The following is a 17,603-nucleotide window of genomic DNA, read 5'->3' on the forward strand; positions in this document are numbered from 1 at the left end:
TTCTAAAGTAGAGGGGGAGTATATATGGTAAAAGGTAAAATTCATTCTATAGAAAGCATGGGCCTCGTTGATGGTCCTGGAATAAGGGTAGTAGTTTTTTTTCAGGGATGTAAATTAAGATGTGCCTATTGCCATAACCCTGATACTTGGCAGCTTAGTGGTGGCAAAGAAATGACTCCAGAAGAACTTATTCAAAAGATTGTTCGCTTTAAGCCATATTTTAATAGATCTGGTGGCGGAGTAACTTTCTCTGGAGGCGACCCACTACTTCAACCAGAATTTCTACTTGAATGCTTAAAACTATGTAAACAAAATGGCGTTCATACTGCATTAGATACAGCAGGTTTTGGCAATGGCGACTATACTGAGATATTAAAATATACAGATTTAGTGCTATTAGATATAAAACATACAACTGGTCAAGGTTATGTTAGTTTAACAGGTAGAGATTCGACTGATGTTAATGTATTTTTAGAGGCATTAAGAAAATCCGAATCCAGAGTTTGGGTAAGACATGTTGTTGTACCAGGGATTACTGATTCCGAAGAACATATAACAAAACTTGCAAAAATTATTAGTGAAGAAGTACCAAATGTTGATAAAGTAGAACTTCTTCCATATCATGTTCTAGGAGTAAGTAAATACGAAGCTCTAGCTATTCCTTATAAATTAAAAGGGGTAGAACCAATGGATAAAGATAAAAATAATGAACTTCAAACATTGATAAATAAATTGCTTAACATCAAATAGCAATGTGAACTTTCTCCTGCATGGCACAAAATAAGAGTTTGAAATGTGAAATTCCATTAAGAAATTCTAATCTTTCTGCTCTTCTTATTTTGTGCCACTCCCGGAGAAAGTTCATACTCCAATATACCTGTATTAATTTTATCTAAGATGTATGGAGATATGGTGAATATAGAAAGTTATCCACATTATTTTTAACATGACGTTCTCTAAGTAACAATTAAGGCAGAAGATTGTATTATTAAATCTTCTGCCTTTCTATTTTTTACTTTAAGACTGCATAATTACTTTTTTATTCTACAATTTTTATCCATATCATAAATACTTTTTATAATTCCTATTACAAAAATAACGACCTGTGTAATAGTTATATTATTATAAAATTTACTACTTAAAAAAACACCAATAACCCCTATGAGAATAATTAATAGACCAGTATACAACATATCTCCGCCTACTATCCTTGATACTTTTTCTTTATCGTATTTTTTCGCATCAAATCCATTCAACATATCTCCTGCATTTTGACTTTTAATTACCCATCCTAAAAATGTAAACATCCCTCCCATGATTAATGTAATTATAATCAACCCATATAGATCCATATTTCTCATATAAAACCTCCTAAACATTATAAATGTTATAATGTATTTACATAATTATAACCATATGGTAAAGTATAACAAAACTTCAGATGAATTAATATGTTTAGAAACTATATAGTTATTATAAAACTTCATATCACACAGTGCATTTTTAACGCTTGATTTATATCACAGGTACAAGTGCTATTAGAAAGGGGATGATATAAACTAATGAAACTATGCTTTGAAGAATTTAAAGATGATATCGATACTCTTATACAATTTTTAACGTCAGATACATGGGGTTTTCTTGGAGTCCCAAATCCAAATCCAGAAAAAATTAGAGAAGACTATAAAAATCACTTATATACTGGATATAACAGCAAAACATTTTGGGTTATTTCAGATCAACAGATAAAAGTCGGAATGATAAAGATTTATGATTTACAAGATAGTACCCCCTTGTTCGATATAAGGATTTTAAGCAAGTACAAAGGTATTGGAGTTGGGACAATTAGTATACATTGGCTTGTCGATTATATCTTTAATAATTTTTCCGATAAGGAACGAATTGAAGGTAACACAAGGCAGGATAATTATGCTATGAGATGCGTATTCCATAAGTGTGGTTTTGCTAAAGAATCACACTATAGAAAAGCATGGAAAGATAAGAATGGTAAACTATATGATGCTGTTGGTTATGGCATTACAAAAGAGGATTGGCAAAGTGGAAAAACTACCCCCGCAGATTGGAAAGACTTTAAGTATTAAATATGTTATGGAGGAATAGGAACTACAAAATGGGACAAATGTTTTTCAAGTGATATATCAAGAGCAGTTAATACTTCAACATCAATCTTTAAAGGTGAAATAATAAAAACTCATTTGTTAAGAGAAGTTCCTATATCCCCCGTATTTAATACTAATTTAAAATTGCCTTATATATTTTGGTGTATAAGTGGTAGACTTGCTTGGCTTTTTCACAGCAAATCTCAAATAGAAAATAAAAAAGATACCCAAAAACGGGTGAATGAGTTCCTTGATAGTATAAATGATGCATCAAATAATAATATATTAATTGTTTCTCATGGTTTCTTCATGAACACACTACAAAAGGAACTCAACCGTAGAGATGTTACTGGACAAGATGTAAAAAGGCCTAGAAATGGCACCTTATATTTATATGAAAAATAGTCGCAGTTTTATTAGAAATTCTGATTGCTGTAGAAACAATTTTCAATACATTACATCCCAACACCCTATCTTGAAATACATTGCAGAGAATTATTACATCTTCTTTGTTTTTAATATTCTTTGAATAACTGACGTTTAAACAATTGTAAAAACACGTTGCGACGAATTATGTTGCACCCCACCTTTATCTTTTTTCTTAGAGAATGCTAACAAAAGTATATATTGCGTAGAATGCGTCCGAGCAAGCCTTAGTAATTCTTAATTAATATTATTTTCAGTTGCGTAAAGAAAATGCATGTTTGAGCAAAGCGAGTTTGCATTTTTAGCAAATGAAAATAATATGAATTTTAGAATTCCTTGGCAAAGCGAGCGCATTCCAGCAATATATACTTTTCGTTATAGCATACTCCATGAAAAAATGGATCTACTTACTTTATGTTTCTACTACCAGGTTTTACATAAGCAGATCCACTTTTGCATAATGGGCATTCTGCTGGGTCATAACTTTCAATATCTAATTTAATACAGCTGTATATAGGATAATCCAAAGTGCTACTTCCTCTATCTACTATGCAACATATTCCAACTACTTCTGCACCAAGTTCTTCTAAAACTTTTATTGTTTCTAAAGAAGATTTACCTGTAGTTACAACATCCTCTGTAATTAAAACCTTCTGTCCCTTTTTAATTTCAAATCCACGCCTAAGTTCGAAGGTGCCGTTTACACGTTCAGTAAATATAGCAGGTTTACCCATTTGCCTTGCTACTTCATAAGCTACTATTATTCCGCCCATAGCCGGTCCTACTACCACATCAAAATCTATATCGCGAATCTTTTCAGCTACTATACTTAGCACTTTTTCAGCCTTGTCTGGATATTGAAGTAGTCTTGCACATTGGCAATATCTATTACTGTGTCTGCCTGATGATAATAGAAAATGTCCCTCTAGTAGTGCACCTGATTCTTTTAGTATATCTAAAACGTTAATACTCATAATATCTCCTCCAATTTTAAAATGTAGCCTCTTAAGTTCTTATATAATTCCTCTAATTTCACTTAAATCCTTAATTCCTTCTTTTATCATATACTTTTCAATTCCATCTATTATATCTAAGCAAACATCAGGCTTTATAAAACTAGCTGTTCCAACTCCGACTGCTTGTGCTCCAACCATTATAAATTCTATAGCATCTTCTGCGCTGCTTATGCCACCCATGCCTACAACCGGTATATTTACCGCCTTGCATACCTCATGTACCATTCTAAGTGCCATTGGTTTTATAGCAGGACCCGATACCCCTGCATATATATTATTAAAAATTGCTTTTCGACTATGTATATCAACTGCCATACCTTTAAATGTATTTACTAAAGATAATGCATCGGCTCCAGCTTCGCAGCATTTATAGGCCATATCTACTATGTCCTCCGCGTTCGGTGATAACTTTACCATTAGAGGTTTTTTACATATACTTTTCACCTGACGGACTATGTCATATGCTACTCCAGATTTAATACCAAAAGCCATACCTCCACATTTCACGTTAGGGCAAGATATATTCAGTTCAATAATGTCAATTGCCTCATTGTTTAACATTTCAATTGCAGCCATATAATCCTCTATACTGCTACCCCCAACATTTGCAATTATCGCAGTGTTGTATTGAAGCATAATAGGTAATTCTTTTTTTATAAAATCTTCAATACCTGGATTTTGAAGTCCTACACTGTTTAGCATTCCACCACGTGACTCATAGATTCTTATTCCATCATTGCCTTGTTTTGCGTTGATCGTGAGCCCTTTACCAGATATACCACCAAGTCTTCCTACATCAAAATACTCATTATATTCTGCGCCAAATCCAAAAGTTCCAGATGCAGCTATAACAGGATTTTTTAAACTTACACCACATAAATCTACTTTAGTCATTAAAAATCAAATCCTTTCCGTTAAACACTGGACCATCTTTACAGGTTCTTTTGTTACCTGCCTTAGTTTTACAAGTACAGACAAGACACGCCCCTATTCCACAAGCCATATGATTTTCCATAGATGCAAATACTGGAGTATTTACTTCATTACACATACTTATAACCTTTTTCATCATAATTTCTGGTCCGCAACAAATTACTGTTTCATATTTCTTTGGATCTATTAAATCTGTTACATATCCCTTATGACCAATTTTACCGCTTTCTGTGGATAAGTTAGTTGTTTTTACATATTTTTCCACACTATCCACAGAATAATCCACAGTTCTAAACCCTGCATACAGGTCTATTTCACAATCTGTAAGCTTTTTAATCAAATAAATAAGTGGTGCTATACCAATTCCACCAGATACTACAGCAATTTTACCTTTTATTTTCTCTATATCAAATCCATTTCCCAGCGGACCCATTATTTGAATTTCATCATTTTCGCGTAGATTACTAAGATGTTTTGTACCTTGCCCTACTATTTGGTATAAGAAACTTATTTTCTCATCTGTAACATCATAAACGCTTATAGGTCTTGGCAATAAAGGCTCAAGGTCTCCTACCTTTAACATAAAAAATTGTCCTGGCTTTACGTTAAATTTACCTTTTATCGAAAGCTTATATACGCCTTCACTTATTTCAAAATTTTCATAAGTCTTCCCTCTTAAGAACATCCTATAAACCCCTCCAGTATTTTAATAAAGATCAGAAACTAACCCAGTTAATTTCGCTCTTATTTGTTTGCTGCTTTTCTTATTTCGTCTCTCATCTTAATAGCTTCTGCTCTAGCACATTGCTCAAAACGACTTTCCCCGTTTTCTGATTTCTTATACGCAAGCAAAATACTTCTAGATGCATTTACCACTCCGCCATTACCATTTTTTAAATAAATAGCTACATCACTCGCTGCTCCGCCTTGCGCTCCATACCCAGGTATTAAGAAAAACATTTTTTCAAGATCTTTCCTCATCTTTAGTCCTTCATCTATATGAGTACATCCAACAACTCCACCAATAGAGCTGTATCCGCACTCTCCCATAAATTCACTTCCAATTTTTATTAATTTCTGACCTACAATATCATAAACCTTTTTATTTTCTTTATTCTCTATGTACTCTATGTCCTCTGCACCTTTGTTTGAAGTTCTTACTAGTGAAAATAATCCTTTTTCATTGTTTTTCACATAAGGAAGATATGGCTCAATACTATCCATTCCCATATATGGATTAACTGTTATAAAATCACTTTCAAAATCTCCTTCAAAATGAGCTTTAGCATACATTTGTGCAGTTTTTGCAATGTCACCTCTTTTGATATCCGCAATAGCGATGCACCCTTTACTTTTTATATAACTTAAGGTATCTTTGTATACTTTTAAACCTTTTAGCCCAAGAGCTTCATAATATGCTATTTGTACCTTATAGCAAGCTGAAACATCATATGTTGCATCAATAATCATTTGATTAAATCTATAAAGTGCATGTTCCTCGTGCATAAACTTGTTTCTAAATTCTACTGGTAAATATTCCAAATCTGTATCAAGACCTACACAAACGTGCCCATTCTTTTCTACACTTTTAAATAATCTATCTATAATCAAAAATTATTCCACCTTCACTATTTATTTATAAGCTTAAACTAAGCATTCTTGATCTTTGTAAACTACTCTGCCTGCTTTAATTGTGCACATTACTTTACCTATTACACTCTTGCCTTCAAATGGAGTATTAATTCCTTTAGACAAAAACTGTGAAGTATCAATTTTATATTCTGATTTAATATCTAATAACACCAAGTCTCCATCTAATCCTATCTTAATTTCACCTTTGTTTAGTCTCATAATTTTAGCTGGATTTTTGGACATCAATTCAGAAAGTTTATTTAGGGTAATATGCCCCTCTCCTACTAGTTTAGTGTAGCATACAGGAAATGAAGTTTCTAGACCTGATATACCAGGAGCCCCTTTTACTTTATCATCTATGCTATGTGGTGCATGGTCCGTAGCTATGACATCTACGTATCCGTCTTGCATAGCTTTAATTATGAAATTAACATCTTCACTTTCTCTTATAGGAGGATTAACTCTATACTTAGTTTCCGAAGTTAATGCTAAATGATGCGGTGTAACTTCGCAAGTTATTAGTGCTCCCTCCTGCTTACCCTTTATAACGTCCTTCATAGCTTCAATTGTACTAACGTGTGCTAAATGAAGTTTACATCCAGTAAATTTTGAAAGAGCTATATCCCTCCATGTCATCATATTCTCAGCTAGCCTTGTATCAACATCAACTAATTCTTCATTTTCAGCATGAGATATTATAGTTAGATTTTTCTCTTTAGCAGCAATCATTGCCTCAAGCATTACGCGGCTATTAGAAACACCTTTTCCATCATCTGATATAAATCGAACTGAATTAGTTAGCTGCCATAAGTGTTCTATTGATTCCCCCAGCAAATCTTCTGTAATAGAAGCGCATTGGTGTATATCTATAAGATTAATTTCTTTAGATCTTTCTAGCACCTTGTCAATTACATTCATTGAGCTACATACAGGTTTTGTATTTGCCATAAGATTTACCGCAGTATATCCACCCCTAGTTGCAGCGAGGCTTCCAGAGAGTATATCTTCTTTATATGTATATCCCGGTTCTCTAAAATGACTGTGAAGATCTATAAAAGAAGGAGCTAAAACATATCCTTCTCCATCTATTACCTCACAGTCCTTTTCTAGTTTTTTTCCTATTTCATATATTATACCTTGATTTATATAAACATCACCTATGAAATCCTGTGATGAATCAACTACTCTTGCATTCTTAATTAATAACTCCATAATTTCATCATCCTCTCACAATATGTTAGGTTCTTTACTATGATATACTATTCTGATTGTTACTCTCATCACAGTATGTACATCTATACTCGCCTTTTTCTTTATCTGCTAAATAAAAGCTATGAAAAATTTCTTGTTCGGTAGATGTTATACATCTTGGGTTAGTGCATTTTATAACATTCTCAATTTTATCTGGTAAATTTAATTTTACTTTACTTTCAATTTTTTCCCCATTTATTATATCTATTGTTATGTTAGGATCTATAAAACCCAGTACAGTATAATCTATATTAACCTCATTTTCTATTTTAATTATATCTTTTCGTCCTAGCTTCTTACTAGGCGCATTCATAATAAGTGCTACCGTAAAATCAGCATTATCAAGACCTAGATAATTAAATATTTTAAGTCCAACTCCCGCTTTAATATGATCTATTACTATTCCTCTTTTTATGCTATTAATAGTTACCATTATTTATCTACCCCCAAAAGTTTAGCAATAAGAGCCATTCTTGCATACATACCATATTTCGCTTGCCTAAAGTAACATGCCCTTGGATCAGCATCTATTTCCACAGCTATTTCATTAACCCTAGGAAGTGGGTGAAGAATTATCATATCTTTCTTAGCATTTACCATTTTTTCTTTATCAAGTATATAACTATCTTTAAGTCTTATATAATCTTCCTCATTAAAAAATCTTTCTTTTTGAACCCTTGTCATATATAAAATATCAAGATCTCCAATAACTTCTTCTAATTTCTCAACTTCAAGAAACTCCATATTATTTTTTTCTAAAACTTCTACTTTAATATAATTTGGAATTGTTAATTCTTTCGGAGCTATTAGCACAAACTTAATATTTTCATACCGTGACATAGCCTTTATTAATGAATGAACTGTTCTACCGAATTTTAAATCTCCACAGATTCCTATGGTTAAGTTTGATAATGTTCCTTTAATATTCCTTATAGTTAAAAGATCTGTAAGTGTTTGAGTTGGATGTTGATGTCCTCCATCTCCAGCATTAATTACAGGCATCTGAGAATTCATAGCTGCAACCTTAGGCGCCCCTTCTTTTGGATGTCTAATTGCTGCTATATCCGCATAACATTCTACTGTTCTTATAGTATCTGCAACACTTTCTCCTTTTGATGCTGAACTAGATTGTGCCTCTGAAAAACCTAAAACCTGACCTCCAAGTCTTAACATCGCAGCTTCAAAACTTAATCTTGTTCGTGTGCTCGGTTCATAAAATAGTGTTGCCAAAATTTTTCCATCACATACATGTGCAAACTTTTTAGGATCTTCAATTATTTTATCTGCATAAGTAAAAATTTCCTCCAGCTCTAGTAGTGTAAAATCCATTGGATCAATTAGGTTTCTTCCTTTTAACATATTGATTCCTCCCCTTCTCAGCCTCTCGGGACTAAATTTAAAGATACTAAAGTGTATTTAATATTATATTTTTTATAAACAAAAAACGCCATCTCGATTATGAGAAGGCGTAGTAATAACTCTATAAAAACATCTACTTCCTTCTCGGTCTCTCGTACCAAATTAAAGGTGACTTATTAATTATTCTTTCACTTATAATACAATAAATATTAATTATTGTCAATATAATCTTCGTCGTAATGAATAAATGTATCAATTTCTAATAAGCATCATATTATATATTGTCTAAAGATAGGAAGTGATAATATGTCAAGACGTGAAGATATACATGATATTGAAAGTTTTTTTGATGATAGGGCTGAGAAAAAACATCATCAAAATAGTTGCTGTAACAATTCGCTGGACGATTCTTTTGATAATTCACCTAATAATTGTTGTGATGATTCTGTTGATAATTGCTTCGATGATTCCTTTAATAATAATTTTGATCCATGGCTGGAACCTTGGTCTGAACCATGGTGTGATCCTTGTTGTAGTTCCTCTTTTAACTATGATGATAATAACTCTTCAGATAATTGTTGTAGAGAAAAAGACCATCGAGAAGATCGTTCTTAAAAATAAAACTACTAAAAGAGCAGAGTTGAAAATTCAACTCTGCTCTTTAATATTTGTAATTTATATTGTTTGTGAAGTAATTTATTTTATTTGTGAAGTAATATATTTCATAATGTCCAATGTATTTTCAGCATTAGTAGCTGGAGGAGTTATAGAAGTTACCTTATTAATCTCACTTAATTTACTGTCAATTTCTGTTGTATTATTCATATTATCATTAACAATATTAAGTTTAATATTTGTTTTAGTTATAAGCTTATCTTCTATAGTAAATACTGATACTATATTTACTGTTTTATTTGTATCAATTGCTTTATTAACCTTGGCAAGAAGTGTTGGAGCATCACCCAAATCTGCAGCTTTCACTTTCTCAGCAGAACCCACTGTAGAAACATCCTGTGCTTCCTTTACAGCGGCTTTGTAATTAGCAAAGTATTTTTCATTACCTATATAATTAGATACTATAGCTTTAATATCCTCTTTTGTGAACTTAATAGTATATACGCCATTTTTTGAAGATTTTTTATCATCGAGTTTTGCAAAAGTTTCAACCTTTTTCTCATTTTTATCTAAATAAGAATTGAAAGTTTCCAACATATCTTTAGAAACTTGACTAGTCTTACTGCTCTTACCATTAAACATATTTGTCATTGTAGACTGAAAGTTTTTATATTCCTCGGCAGAACTATTTGTCTTTAGATAACTATCCAAATCTTTTGAAGCAAAATGTAAATTTGTTGTATTGGCAAATTGATCACCAAGCATACTTTTTAATATCTCCGGTACACCTACAATCATTTCAAAGTCGGCTTTAGTATTAGAACCATCATAGTACATTGGAGCTTCAAAAGATACTCCTGCAGCTGACGCTTTTACATTACTACTAATCTTTGTCTTATCTTCCTTATTCAACATCTTGCCATTAAAGTTTAGAGATACCTTCCCTGAATTTAGGACACTTAGTGCTGCTGCATCTATGTTAGTGCTCTTAATTCCTGTTGTAGTAGTTGCTAGCGTAATGTCATATGCACAGGATTTAATAGTTGAGCTATTTACGATACCCGTTTCTAACTTTACCTGTTGACTACAACCAGTAAGACCTACTAGTATAGCTATTGGTAAAATAATTGCTAAAATTGATTTTTTCATTAATTTAATTCCCCCTAATTTTCTTTACACGTATATATTATTACATAATTTTCAACAAGTTGCAATAGTTGTCGACGTTACAACCTCTTATAACGCTATTACCCTTATATAAAACCAGCCAATTTTATTATATGCAAATAACCTAAAACTGTTCTTATTCTTTTATTGATCTTTTAATATATTACAAGCAGCTAATTTTGTTTGGACCAATAAAAAAAATAGCAAGTCCTACATTTCTGTAAAACTGGCTATATCAACATTTATGGTGCGCCCAGAGGGAGTCGAACCCACGGCCTACAGATTCGAAGTCTGCCACTCTATCCAGCTGAGCTATGGGCGCATAATAAAACAATTTTTAAAAAGTCTTTAGTATAAATACTAAAGACTTCATATTGGAGCGGGTAGAGGGAATCGAACCCTCGTAATTAGCTTGGAAGGCTAACACTCTACCATTGAGTTATACCCGCATGTTTGGAGCGGGAGACGAGATTCGAACTCGCGACGTTCACCTTGGCAAGGTGACGCTCTACCACTGAGCCACCCCCGCAGAATTATGTTATACATATATAATTTCAAAATTTTCTTAATAGTAATGGTGCAGGTGAAGGGAGTTGAACCCATACACCCGAAGGCGCTAGATCCTAAGTCTAGTGCGTCTGCCAATTCCGCCACACCTGCATATTATTACTATTTTGGTGGCTTACCGGAGAATCGAACTCCGGACACCATGATTAAAAGTCATGTGCTCTACCAACTGAGCTAGTAAACCATATTGTAATTCAAATTTAAAATGGGGTGGACGATGGGACTCGAACCCACGACAACCAGTACCACAAACTGGCGCTCTACCAACTGAACTACGTCCACCATATTATGAATTTTTACTAATTAAAAAATAATTGGAGCGGGTAGAGGGAATCGAACCCTCGTAATTAGCTTGGAAGGCTAACACTCTACCATTGAGTTATACCCGCATATTGCATCATCTGCAATGCTGTCATTTTAATGGTCGGGGTGACAGGGATTGAACCTGCGACCTCATGGTCCCAAACCACGCGCGCTCCCAGCTGCGCTACACCCCGGCATATATTGAAAATGGTGCGACATCGGGGGTTTGAACCCCGGACACCCTGATTAAGAGTCAGGTGCTCTACCAACTGAGCTAATGACGCATATTTAATTGGTGCGTCTTAAGGGATTCGAACCCCCGGCCCACGCCTTAGAAGGGCGTTGCTCTATCCAACTGAGCTAAAGACGCTTATGTAATTTAATATGTATTAACATATTTGGAGCGGGAGACGAGATTCGAACTCGCGACGTTCACCTTGGCAAGGTGACGCTCTACCACTGAGCCACCCCCGCAGAATTATGTTATATATATATATTTTAAAAACTATGTTAATAGTAATGGTGCAGGTGAAGGGAGTTGAACCCATACACCCGAAGGCGCTAGATCCTAAGTCTAGTGCGTCTGCCAATTCCGCCACACCTGCATATTATTACTATTTTGGTGGCTTACCGGAGAATCGAACTCCGGACACCATGATTAAAAGTCATGTGCTCTACCAACTGAGCTAGTAAACCTAATTGGCTGGGAAGGCAGGATTTGAACCTACGGATGCCAGAGTCAAAGTCTGGTGCCTTACCGCTTGGCGACATCCCAGCATTAAATGGGGTGGACGATGGGACTCGAACCCACGACAACCAGTACCACAAACTGGCGCTCTACCAACTGAACTACGTCCACCATATGGTGCGTCTTAAGGGATTCGAACCCCCGGCCCACGCCTTAGAAGGGCGTTGCTCTATCCAACTGAGCTAAAGACGCTTATATACTTTAATATGCTTTCGCATATTTGGAGCGGGTAGAGGGAATCGAACCCTCGTAATTAGCTTGGAAGGCTAACACTCTACCATTGAGTTATACCCGCATATTAATGTTTTAGTGGTCGGGGTGACAGGGATTGAACCTGCGACCTCATGGTCCCAAACCACGCGCGCTCCCAGCTGCGCTACACCCCGATATCCATTAAACTTCTATATAATCTCGTTTAATGTCCTAAATTAACACTTTCGCCATAACCATTAAAATTCAATGATTTTTTCTGACGACATGGATTATTTTACACCATATAAATTAATTCGTCAATGCTTTTTTTAAAACTTTCGCTAAAATCTTATTAAATTCGGCTCTATGCCTTTTTTATCGATACTTATAATAGCGAAACTGCGATCTCCGTCTCTTGGCAATGATGCACTTCCGGGATTAATATACCATATCCCTTCTTCAAAATCAATTTTTGCAATGTGTGAATGTCCATATAAAACTATATTAGCTCCCGTTTCTAACGCCTTGTATCTTAATTTAGCCAAACTCTCTTTTACATTGTATCTATGCCCATGCGTTAAAAAAATCTTTTTACCACATATCTCTTCTAGTCGATCATTAGGCGTTAATGTACTAAAATCACAGTTACCTTTAACATTAATTATTTTACCTTTATAAAACTTTTGTATTATTAATACGTCCTCCACATTATCTCCCAAGTGGATCAACATATCCAATCCCTTTATTAGGCCTGCTAGCTGCTCTATACTGCTAATTATCCTATGAGTATCACTAATGACACCTATGCGCATTTTGAGTCACCCTCTTCATTGTTAAAGCATATAGTATGTTTAACTTATATTTTTTTTGTCTAATGATTTTAATTTTATACTAATTTTTGAAGTTCCATCTTTAATTTACCTAGGGCACTCCCCCTATGACTAATACCATTTTTTTCTTCATTACTCATTTGGGCAAAAGTTTTATTATATTTCGCTACAAAAAATAATGGGTCATATCCAAAACCATCTTCTCCTCTAAATTCATCAGTTATTATGCCCTCAACTTCTCCTTGCACTTTTATTATTTCATCTTCACTAATAATAAGCACCATTGCACAAATAAATTTAGCTTTTCTCTGCTCTTGCTTTGCGCCCTCTAAAAGATATAATAATTTTTCATTATTCGCTTTAGTATCTCCATGTACTCCTGCAAACCTTGCTGAGAAAACGCCGGGGGCTCCATTTAACGATTCTACTACTAAACCTGAATCATCTGCAAGCACCATATTTCCGTCAGCTATTTTATAAATTTCACTAGCTTTTATTTCTGCATTGTCCATAAATGTACTTCCTGTTTCTTCTACCTCAATATTAATATTAGCTTCTTCTAAAGATAATACTTCGAAAGGAAATTGTGATAAGATTTCCTTTATCTCTTTAATTTTATGATTATTATTGCTTGCAATTATTATTTTTTTCATTCTTATCCTCCTAATAATTTTCATTAAATTTATATACTGAATAACTCATCTATTGTAGGTGGCAAAACATCCTCTTCAATTTCATCTACTATTAAGATTCCTCTAGATTCAGTCATATTACCAATTATCGTAGCTCGTACTCCACTATCATTTAATTTATCTACTAGCCCTTTACCATTGCTCACAGTTATTAACATGCTTCCTGAGGATATAAACTTTAATGGGTCAATACTAAGTTTTTCACATACTTTATGTGTAATATCACTAATTGGCATTTTATCATTATAAACTTTAAATCCTAAATTACTAGCCTGCGCAACCTCCCATAATGCTCCTAGAACTCCACCCTCAGTTATATCATGCATAGAATTCACCCCAAACTTACCTGCTATAAGGCCTTCATTGACCACGCTAATGCTATCTACATAGCCTTTAGCCACTTCTATCTCTTTATGAGTTAGAACGCTATTTACCCTATCTAAATGGTCATTTACAACAATTGAGGTTCCCTCCATACATAATAGCTTAGTAACAACAACATCATCTCCTAATTTTGCTCCTGAAGTTGCTACTGCCGCATGTGCTTTGCTTTTTCCTATCGCAGTACAAGAAACAATTATTCTGTTAACGGCCTCAGTGACCTCAGTATGTCCACCTAATATCTCAACATTCATTTTTTTTGTTTCCTCATCAATTTCTTGCATAATATTTTTTATATCTTCAAGCGTAGATGTTGGTGGTACAAGAATTGTTACTAAAATCCCTATAGGTTCAACCCCACAGGAAGCTATATCATTACAATTTATATGAACAGCAAGTTTTCCTATATTTTTATCTGCTCCTGTTATTGGGTCAGTTGATACAACACACTCATATTCACCAAAGTTTATAACACTGCAATCTTCGCCTATCCCACTTCTAATTCTTATGTCACTTCTAACAACACTTTTATTCTCATTTATTATCTGTTTTAAGTCATCCCAATTTAGTTTTCCAACCTTCATTTAAATTCTTCCTCTCTAATTTCATAAAACTAGCACATTTTGATATATTTAATCATACTATTTATATAAGCATTAATTTATGGTGGTGATATGTTGAATTTTCTAGGACCTTTTTTAAGAATAAATACTTTAAACAAAAACAACATAAAAAATCAACTTTTTTACTTATCAAAAGAATCATTAAAAGATATAGTTTTTGACTCTAAATGCGGAGTATACATTCCCGCACAGGATTTAAGATCTAAATCTTTTTCTAAGATTGATATTAACACAATTAATTTAAATTCTCCACTTTTATGTATCTATAAAAAGGTGGATGCTAAATTAAAATTGAAAGAAGGCAATTTAAGCTGGAATGAAAACAAGTCAAAAAAAGAAACAACTGTTAGTAGCAATGCATTCATGACCTTATCATTATTAGAACTTGCAGACTATTATTATGGCTTTAAGGACATCGATGATAACAAATATGCCTTAGGTTGTATGCATCTTAAGTTATGCAAAGAACAATTAGAATTTTACGCCTCAAATTTCAGAAATAAAGACGGTCTTTTTGTAGATAAAAAAGATTTAACTGATCCTATGCACAAAGAATTTAATTTCGAAGATAAAAACAATAAATTCAAATATTCTGATCAGGCTTTTATGATGGCTGCTTACTACAAATATTCCTCTTATGATCAAAGTGAACACGAATATGAAAAATTTTCTCTAGATATACTAAATATGTTTACTCAGTATAAAGAAGAAATCTACAATGTTTCATTTGAGGAACTCAATAAGATATGCTTCGCCCTTAACATTTTCTACAAATACTCTGGCCTTGAAAAATGCCAAGATTTATTATTAGATTTTTTAGATCTTCTTATAGAACAATATAATGCAAGGCCAAATTTAATTATCAATGCAAAATTAGATCAATCTTGTATGCTCTTTATAAATTGTACTTTAATGTATAATAATACATCTATACTTAAGTTTAAAGACACTAGTGACGATTTATTTGAAAAACTTTCTAAATTATATGATAGTGAGAAAGGTATTTTACTAAAGGAAAGTGTCGATAAAGAGATAATTTATAATTCTGATGAACTTATACTTTACCTGTATAGTTTAATCTTATATTCTGATTTTAATAATATAGAAGATAATTCTCGTATGCTTCAAGATATTTTTAAAAATCAAATTTTAGACTCTGGTTTAGTTTTAAGTTGGCCTGATGCACCAGCCCTTGACAATATTGAGCATTATAGAAATTTTTCACTTAAATCAGAAGATTTGATTCAAGATGATGATTTCAGAATGCCTGAAGTTCCAACCCCTGAGAGTAGTGAATTAGCCTCTATTTTTATCAAAAATGTTGTATACAATAAAAGAAAGGAGAGTTTTAAACAAAGTAAATTATCCTTCGATAGCAATAAAAATATGTTTATTTTTTTCATAACAACATTTTTCCGTAATCAATAAAATTGGTTTAATGATTTTTGTTTATTCATTTTTCTTGGATTATGCTATAACTAAAAGTATATATTGCTTGAATACTTTCACTTAAACATGTAATTCTAAAATTTATTTTATTCACAGCTGCTAAAAACACAAACTGGCTACGCTCAAACATGTGTTTTCTTAACGCAGCTACGAATAAAACAAATTAAGAATTACTATGATTAAGTTCAAATGCATTCTTAGCAATATATACTTTTGTTAGCATAATCCAAGAAAAAAATGTGAAATACTCAGAAAACAAAATAATACAACATAGGTTTGCCATAAAGAGACAAGTCTATGTATTTTTTCGTAATTTTTAAAGTATCATAAATTTATTATCGATCTAATATATAAGAAGATTACGCCATAATTCATTTGAATAAAAACTACAATTTTTCTAAAGTTTGTCACACTTCAAGTTCATCAATTTCTAAATTATATTCATCTTTATTGTAGTCCTTGTTTCCAATTTTAAATATATTATACTATAGAAATGTTATAATATTGCTCATTAACAGAGCTTTAAATTAATTTGGTTAGCATTTAATTAATTACAAGTGTTTACTAGATCATAGTTTATTTATATACCAATCATAACATAACTTTCAAGTATAAGGGATTAATTCATCGCCTCATATAGAAAGACATTCTAACATAAACTTATACGATTTTCCGAAAAATTATTATTATCAAACTCTACATAAGATACATTGATTAACAATTTTTTTCTTATATTATGCTACTACAGGATATGTTTCGCATAATACATTTGAATGAGCTTTAGTAATTCTTTATTTATTTTATATATAGTAGCGTGAAGAAAAACATATGTTTGAGCGCTAGTAATCTGTACCCTTTGTCAAGGACAATTTGAAAAAAACTATACTAAATTATTAAGATGGTTTCTGTATTGAACAGGAGTCATCTTTTTCAAATCCCATTGATATCTATATCTATTATAATAGATCATATATTTTTTAATTTCTTTCTTTAACTCTACTAATGTTTGACATTCCTTTATGTTTGCCTCATCTTTGAAATGACCGAAAAATGATTCCTGTGGAGCGTTGTCCCAACAGTTACCACGTCTGGACATAGATTGTCCTATCCCACAGCTTTTAACGAGCTTTTGAAAGATTGGACTTGTATAGTGGCATCCTTGATCTGAGTTATACCGAATTCAGTATAATTCAGACTATACCGAAGAAAAAACTATGCCGAAAATTCATAAAAATCTTAATGGTGAATGTGTTTAATAATTCATTTTCGGCATAGTATTCGCTATACTTGAAGTACTTT

17 protein-coding genes, 18 tRNA genes and 1 pseudogene are annotated in these 17,603 nt (G+C 32.8%); 5 read left to right on the plus strand and 31 right to left on the minus strand.

Annotation, left to right across the window (positions count from 1 at the left end):
- Window positions 1-24 precede the first annotated feature (24 nt).
- Window positions 25-750, plus strand: a complete 726-nt coding sequence (pflA, locus tag KPL55_RS05210; protein WP_216305651.1) for a pyruvate formate-lyase-activating protein — start codon at window positions 25-27, stop codon at window positions 748-750.
- A gap of 281 nt (window positions 751-1,031) precedes the next feature.
- Here the strand turns inward: pflA and KPL55_RS05215 are convergent, their stop codons facing one another.
- A complete protein-coding gene (locus KPL55_RS05215) occupies window positions 1,032-1,361 on the minus strand; it encodes a DUF3784 domain-containing protein (RefSeq protein WP_216305652.1) in 330 nt (109 codons plus the stop codon).
- Between the two features lie 201 nt (window positions 1,362-1,562).
- Here KPL55_RS05215 and KPL55_RS05220 point away from each other — a divergent pair, with 201 nt between their 5' ends.
- Window positions 1,563-2,102, plus strand: a complete 540-nt coding sequence (locus KPL55_RS05220) for a GNAT family N-acetyltransferase (protein WP_216305653.1) — start codon at window positions 1,563-1,565, stop codon at window positions 2,100-2,102.
- A 15-nt stretch (window positions 2,103-2,117) separates the two neighbouring features.
- The gene (locus KPL55_RS05225; protein ID WP_312887220.1) at window positions 2,118-2,525 is read left to right on the plus strand and encodes a histidine phosphatase family protein; all 408 of its coding nucleotides are present in this window, start codon (window positions 2,118-2,120) and stop codon (window positions 2,523-2,525) included.
- A 428-nt stretch (window positions 2,526-2,953) separates the two neighbouring features.
- Here the strand turns inward: KPL55_RS05225 and pyrE are convergent, their stop codons facing one another.
- Genes pyrE through pyrB form a run of 7 tightly spaced genes read right to left on the minus strand, consistent with a single transcriptional unit; the run spans window position 2,954 to window position 8,737 of the window.
- The gene (gene pyrE, locus KPL55_RS05230) at window positions 2,954-3,520 is read right to left on the minus strand and encodes an orotate phosphoribosyltransferase (protein ID WP_216305654.1); all 567 of its coding nucleotides are present in this window, start codon (window positions 3,518-3,520) and stop codon (window positions 2,954-2,956) included.
- A 39-nt stretch (window positions 3,521-3,559) separates the two neighbouring features.
- Window positions 3,560-4,456, minus strand: coding sequence for a dihydroorotate dehydrogenase (locus tag KPL55_RS05235; RefSeq protein WP_216305655.1), 897 nt, complete (start codon window positions 4,454-4,456; stop codon window positions 3,560-3,562).
- On the minus strand, window positions 4,449-5,180 hold the full coding sequence (locus KPL55_RS05240; RefSeq protein ID WP_216305656.1) for a dihydroorotate dehydrogenase electron transfer subunit: 732 nt from the start codon (window positions 5,178-5,180) through the stop codon (window positions 4,449-4,451). Before KPL55_RS05240 ends, KPL55_RS05235 begins: the two co-directional genes overlap by 8 nt.
- Window positions 5,181-5,239: 59 nt before the next feature.
- Window positions 5,240-6,106: an orotidine-5'-phosphate decarboxylase gene (pyrF, locus tag KPL55_RS05245; RefSeq protein WP_216305657.1), complete on the minus strand. Its 867-nt coding sequence runs from the start codon at window positions 6,104-6,106 to the stop codon at window positions 5,240-5,242.
- A gap of 33 nt (window positions 6,107-6,139) precedes the next feature.
- Window positions 6,140-7,339: a dihydroorotase gene (locus KPL55_RS05250; RefSeq protein ID WP_216305658.1), complete on the minus strand. Its 1,200-nt coding sequence runs from the start codon at window positions 7,337-7,339 to the stop codon at window positions 6,140-6,142.
- A 37-nt stretch (window positions 7,340-7,376) separates the two neighbouring features.
- Entirely contained in the window at window positions 7,377-7,811 is a 435-nt protein-coding gene (locus tag KPL55_RS05255) for an aspartate carbamoyltransferase regulatory subunit (RefSeq protein WP_216305659.1), read from the minus strand.
- On the minus strand, window positions 7,811-8,737 hold the full coding sequence (gene pyrB, locus KPL55_RS05260; protein ID WP_216305660.1) for an aspartate carbamoyltransferase: 927 nt from the start codon (window positions 8,735-8,737) through the stop codon (window positions 7,811-7,813). The genes KPL55_RS05255 and pyrB overlap by 1 nt, the downstream gene beginning before the upstream one ends.
- A 306-nt stretch (window positions 8,738-9,043) precedes the next feature.
- Here pyrB and KPL55_RS05265 point away from each other — a divergent pair, with 306 nt between their 5' ends.
- Window positions 9,044-9,352 carry a hypothetical protein gene (locus KPL55_RS05265; RefSeq protein WP_216305661.1) on the plus strand — a complete coding sequence of 103 codons (309 nt, stop codon included), beginning with the start codon at window positions 9,044-9,046 and terminating at the stop codon, window positions 9,350-9,352.
- An 81-nt stretch (window positions 9,353-9,433) separates the two neighbouring features.
- Here the strand turns inward: KPL55_RS05265 and KPL55_RS05270 are convergent, their stop codons facing one another.
- The 22 genes from KPL55_RS05270 to KPL55_RS05375 all read right to left on the minus strand — a co-directional run bounded on the left by KPL55_RS05270 (window position 9,434) and on the right by KPL55_RS05375 (window position 14,816).
- The gene (locus KPL55_RS05270; protein WP_216305662.1) at window positions 9,434-10,501 is read right to left on the minus strand and encodes a cytochrome P450 family protein; all 1,068 of its coding nucleotides are present in this window, start codon (window positions 10,499-10,501) and stop codon (window positions 9,434-9,436) included.
- A 263-nt stretch (window positions 10,502-10,764) separates the two neighbouring features.
- Window positions 10,765-10,841 (minus strand) — tRNA-Arg (locus tag KPL55_RS05275).
- Between the two features lie 53 nt (window positions 10,842-10,894).
- A tRNA-Gly gene (locus tag KPL55_RS05280) sits at window positions 10,895-10,968 on the minus strand.
- Window positions 10,969-10,973: 5 nt separating this feature from the next.
- Window positions 10,974-11,048 (minus strand) — tRNA-Gly (locus KPL55_RS05285).
- Between the two features lie 46 nt (window positions 11,049-11,094).
- Window positions 11,095-11,179, minus strand: a tRNA-Leu gene (locus KPL55_RS05290).
- A gap of 15 nt (window positions 11,180-11,194) precedes the next feature.
- Window positions 11,195-11,270: transfer RNA gene (locus tag KPL55_RS05295), tRNA-Lys, on the minus strand.
- Between the two features lie 22 nt (window positions 11,271-11,292).
- A tRNA-His gene (locus KPL55_RS05300) sits at window positions 11,293-11,368 on the minus strand.
- A 33-nt stretch (window positions 11,369-11,401) separates the two neighbouring features.
- Window positions 11,402-11,475: transfer RNA gene (locus KPL55_RS05305), tRNA-Gly, on the minus strand.
- Between the two features lie 32 nt (window positions 11,476-11,507).
- Window positions 11,508-11,583 (minus strand) — tRNA-Pro (locus KPL55_RS05310).
- Window positions 11,584-11,597: 14 nt separating this feature from the next.
- A tRNA-Lys gene (locus KPL55_RS05315) sits at window positions 11,598-11,673 on the minus strand.
- 9 nt (window positions 11,674-11,682) lie between these two features.
- Window positions 11,683-11,759 (minus strand) — tRNA-Arg (locus tag KPL55_RS05320).
- A gap of 29 nt (window positions 11,760-11,788) precedes the next feature.
- Window positions 11,789-11,863, minus strand: a tRNA-Gly gene (locus KPL55_RS05325).
- Window positions 11,864-11,909: 46 nt separating this feature from the next.
- Window positions 11,910-11,994, minus strand: a tRNA-Leu gene (locus KPL55_RS05330).
- A gap of 15 nt (window positions 11,995-12,009) precedes the next feature.
- Window positions 12,010-12,085 (minus strand) — tRNA-Lys (locus tag KPL55_RS05335).
- 4 nt (window positions 12,086-12,089) lie between these two features.
- Window positions 12,090-12,164, minus strand: a tRNA-Gln gene (locus KPL55_RS05340).
- An 8-nt stretch (window positions 12,165-12,172) separates the two neighbouring features.
- Window positions 12,173-12,248 (minus strand) — tRNA-His (locus KPL55_RS05345).
- A 4-nt stretch (window positions 12,249-12,252) separates the two neighbouring features.
- Window positions 12,253-12,329: transfer RNA gene (locus KPL55_RS05350), tRNA-Arg, on the minus strand.
- 29 nt (window positions 12,330-12,358) lie between these two features.
- A tRNA-Gly gene (locus tag KPL55_RS05355) sits at window positions 12,359-12,432 on the minus strand.
- 15 nt (window positions 12,433-12,447) lie between these two features.
- Window positions 12,448-12,523 (minus strand) — tRNA-Pro (locus KPL55_RS05360).
- Between the two features lie 147 nt (window positions 12,524-12,670).
- Entirely contained in the window at window positions 12,671-13,141 is a 471-nt protein-coding gene (locus KPL55_RS05365) for a metallophosphoesterase (RefSeq protein WP_216305663.1), read from the minus strand.
- A gap of 74 nt (window positions 13,142-13,215) precedes the next feature.
- On the minus strand, window positions 13,216-13,812 hold the full coding sequence (locus KPL55_RS05370; protein ID WP_216305664.1) for an XTP/dITP diphosphatase: 597 nt from the start codon (window positions 13,810-13,812) through the stop codon (window positions 13,216-13,218).
- Between the two features lie 29 nt (window positions 13,813-13,841).
- The gene (locus KPL55_RS05375) at window positions 13,842-14,816 is read right to left on the minus strand and encodes an AIR synthase family protein (RefSeq protein WP_216305665.1); all 975 of its coding nucleotides are present in this window, start codon (window positions 14,814-14,816) and stop codon (window positions 13,842-13,844) included.
- A gap of 90 nt (window positions 14,817-14,906) precedes the next feature.
- Here KPL55_RS05375 and KPL55_RS05380 point away from each other — a divergent pair, with 90 nt between their 5' ends.
- Complete coding sequence (locus KPL55_RS05380; protein ID WP_246599309.1) at window positions 14,907-16,283, plus strand: hypothetical protein; 1,377 nt, start codon at window positions 14,907-14,909, stop codon at window positions 16,281-16,283.
- A 901-nt stretch (window positions 16,284-17,184) separates the two neighbouring features.
- Here the strand turns inward: KPL55_RS05380 and KPL55_RS05385 are convergent.
- A pseudogene (locus KPL55_RS05385) lies at window positions 17,185-17,475 on the minus strand (IS3 family transposase); the annotation flags it as partial.
- Window positions 17,476-17,603 lie beyond the last annotated feature (128 nt).

The organism is Clostridium lacusfryxellense (assembly GCF_018861735.1).
GTDB classification, from domain to species: Bacteria; Bacillota; Clostridia; order Clostridiales; family Clostridiaceae; genus Clostridium_AD; species Clostridium_AD lacusfryxellense.

Coding starts and splice junctions, on each gene's coding strand:
- pflA (WP_216305651.1), top strand. CDS start 25: ATGGTAAAAGGTAAAATTCATTCTATAGAAAGCATGGGCCTCGTTGAT.
- KPL55_RS05215 (WP_216305652.1), bottom strand. CDS start 1,361: ATGAGAAATATGGATCTATATGGGTTGATTATAATTACATTAATCATG.
- KPL55_RS05220 (WP_216305653.1), top strand. CDS start 1,563: ATGAAACTATGCTTTGAAGAATTTAAAGATGATATCGATACTCTTATA.
- pyrE (WP_216305654.1), bottom strand. CDS start 3,520: ATGAGTATTAACGTTTTAGATATACTAAAAGAATCAGGTGCACTACTA.
- KPL55_RS05235 (WP_216305655.1), bottom strand. CDS start 4,456: ATGACTAAAGTAGATTTATGTGGTGTAAGTTTAAAAAATCCTGTTATA.
- KPL55_RS05240 (WP_216305656.1), bottom strand. CDS start 5,180: ATGTTCTTAAGAGGGAAGACTTATGAAAATTTTGAAATAAGTGAAGGC.
- KPL55_RS05250 (WP_216305658.1), bottom strand. CDS start 7,339: ATGGAGTTATTAATTAAGAATGCAAGAGTAGTTGATTCATCACAGGAT.
- KPL55_RS05255 (WP_216305659.1), bottom strand. CDS start 7,811: ATGGTAACTATTAATAGCATAAAAAGAGGAATAGTAATAGATCATATT.
- pyrB (WP_216305660.1), bottom strand. CDS start 8,737: ATGTTAAAAGGAAGAAACCTAATTGATCCAATGGATTTTACACTACTA.
- KPL55_RS05265 (WP_216305661.1), top strand. CDS start 9,044: ATGTCAAGACGTGAAGATATACATGATATTGAAAGTTTTTTTGATGAT.
- KPL55_RS05270 (WP_216305662.1), bottom strand. CDS start 10,501: ATGAAAAAATCAATTTTAGCAATTATTTTACCAATAGCTATACTAGTA.
- KPL55_RS05365 (WP_216305663.1), bottom strand. CDS start 13,141: ATGCGCATAGGTGTCATTAGTGATACTCATAGGATAATTAGCAGTATA.
- KPL55_RS05370 (WP_216305664.1), bottom strand. CDS start 13,812: ATGAAAAAAATAATAATTGCAAGCAATAATAATCATAAAATTAAAGAG.
- KPL55_RS05375 (WP_216305665.1), bottom strand. CDS start 14,816: ATGAAGGTTGGAAAACTAAATTGGGATGACTTAAAACAGATAATAAAT.
- KPL55_RS05380 (WP_246599309.1), top strand. CDS start 14,907: ATGTTGAATTTTCTAGGACCTTTTTTAAGAATAAATACTTTAAACAAA.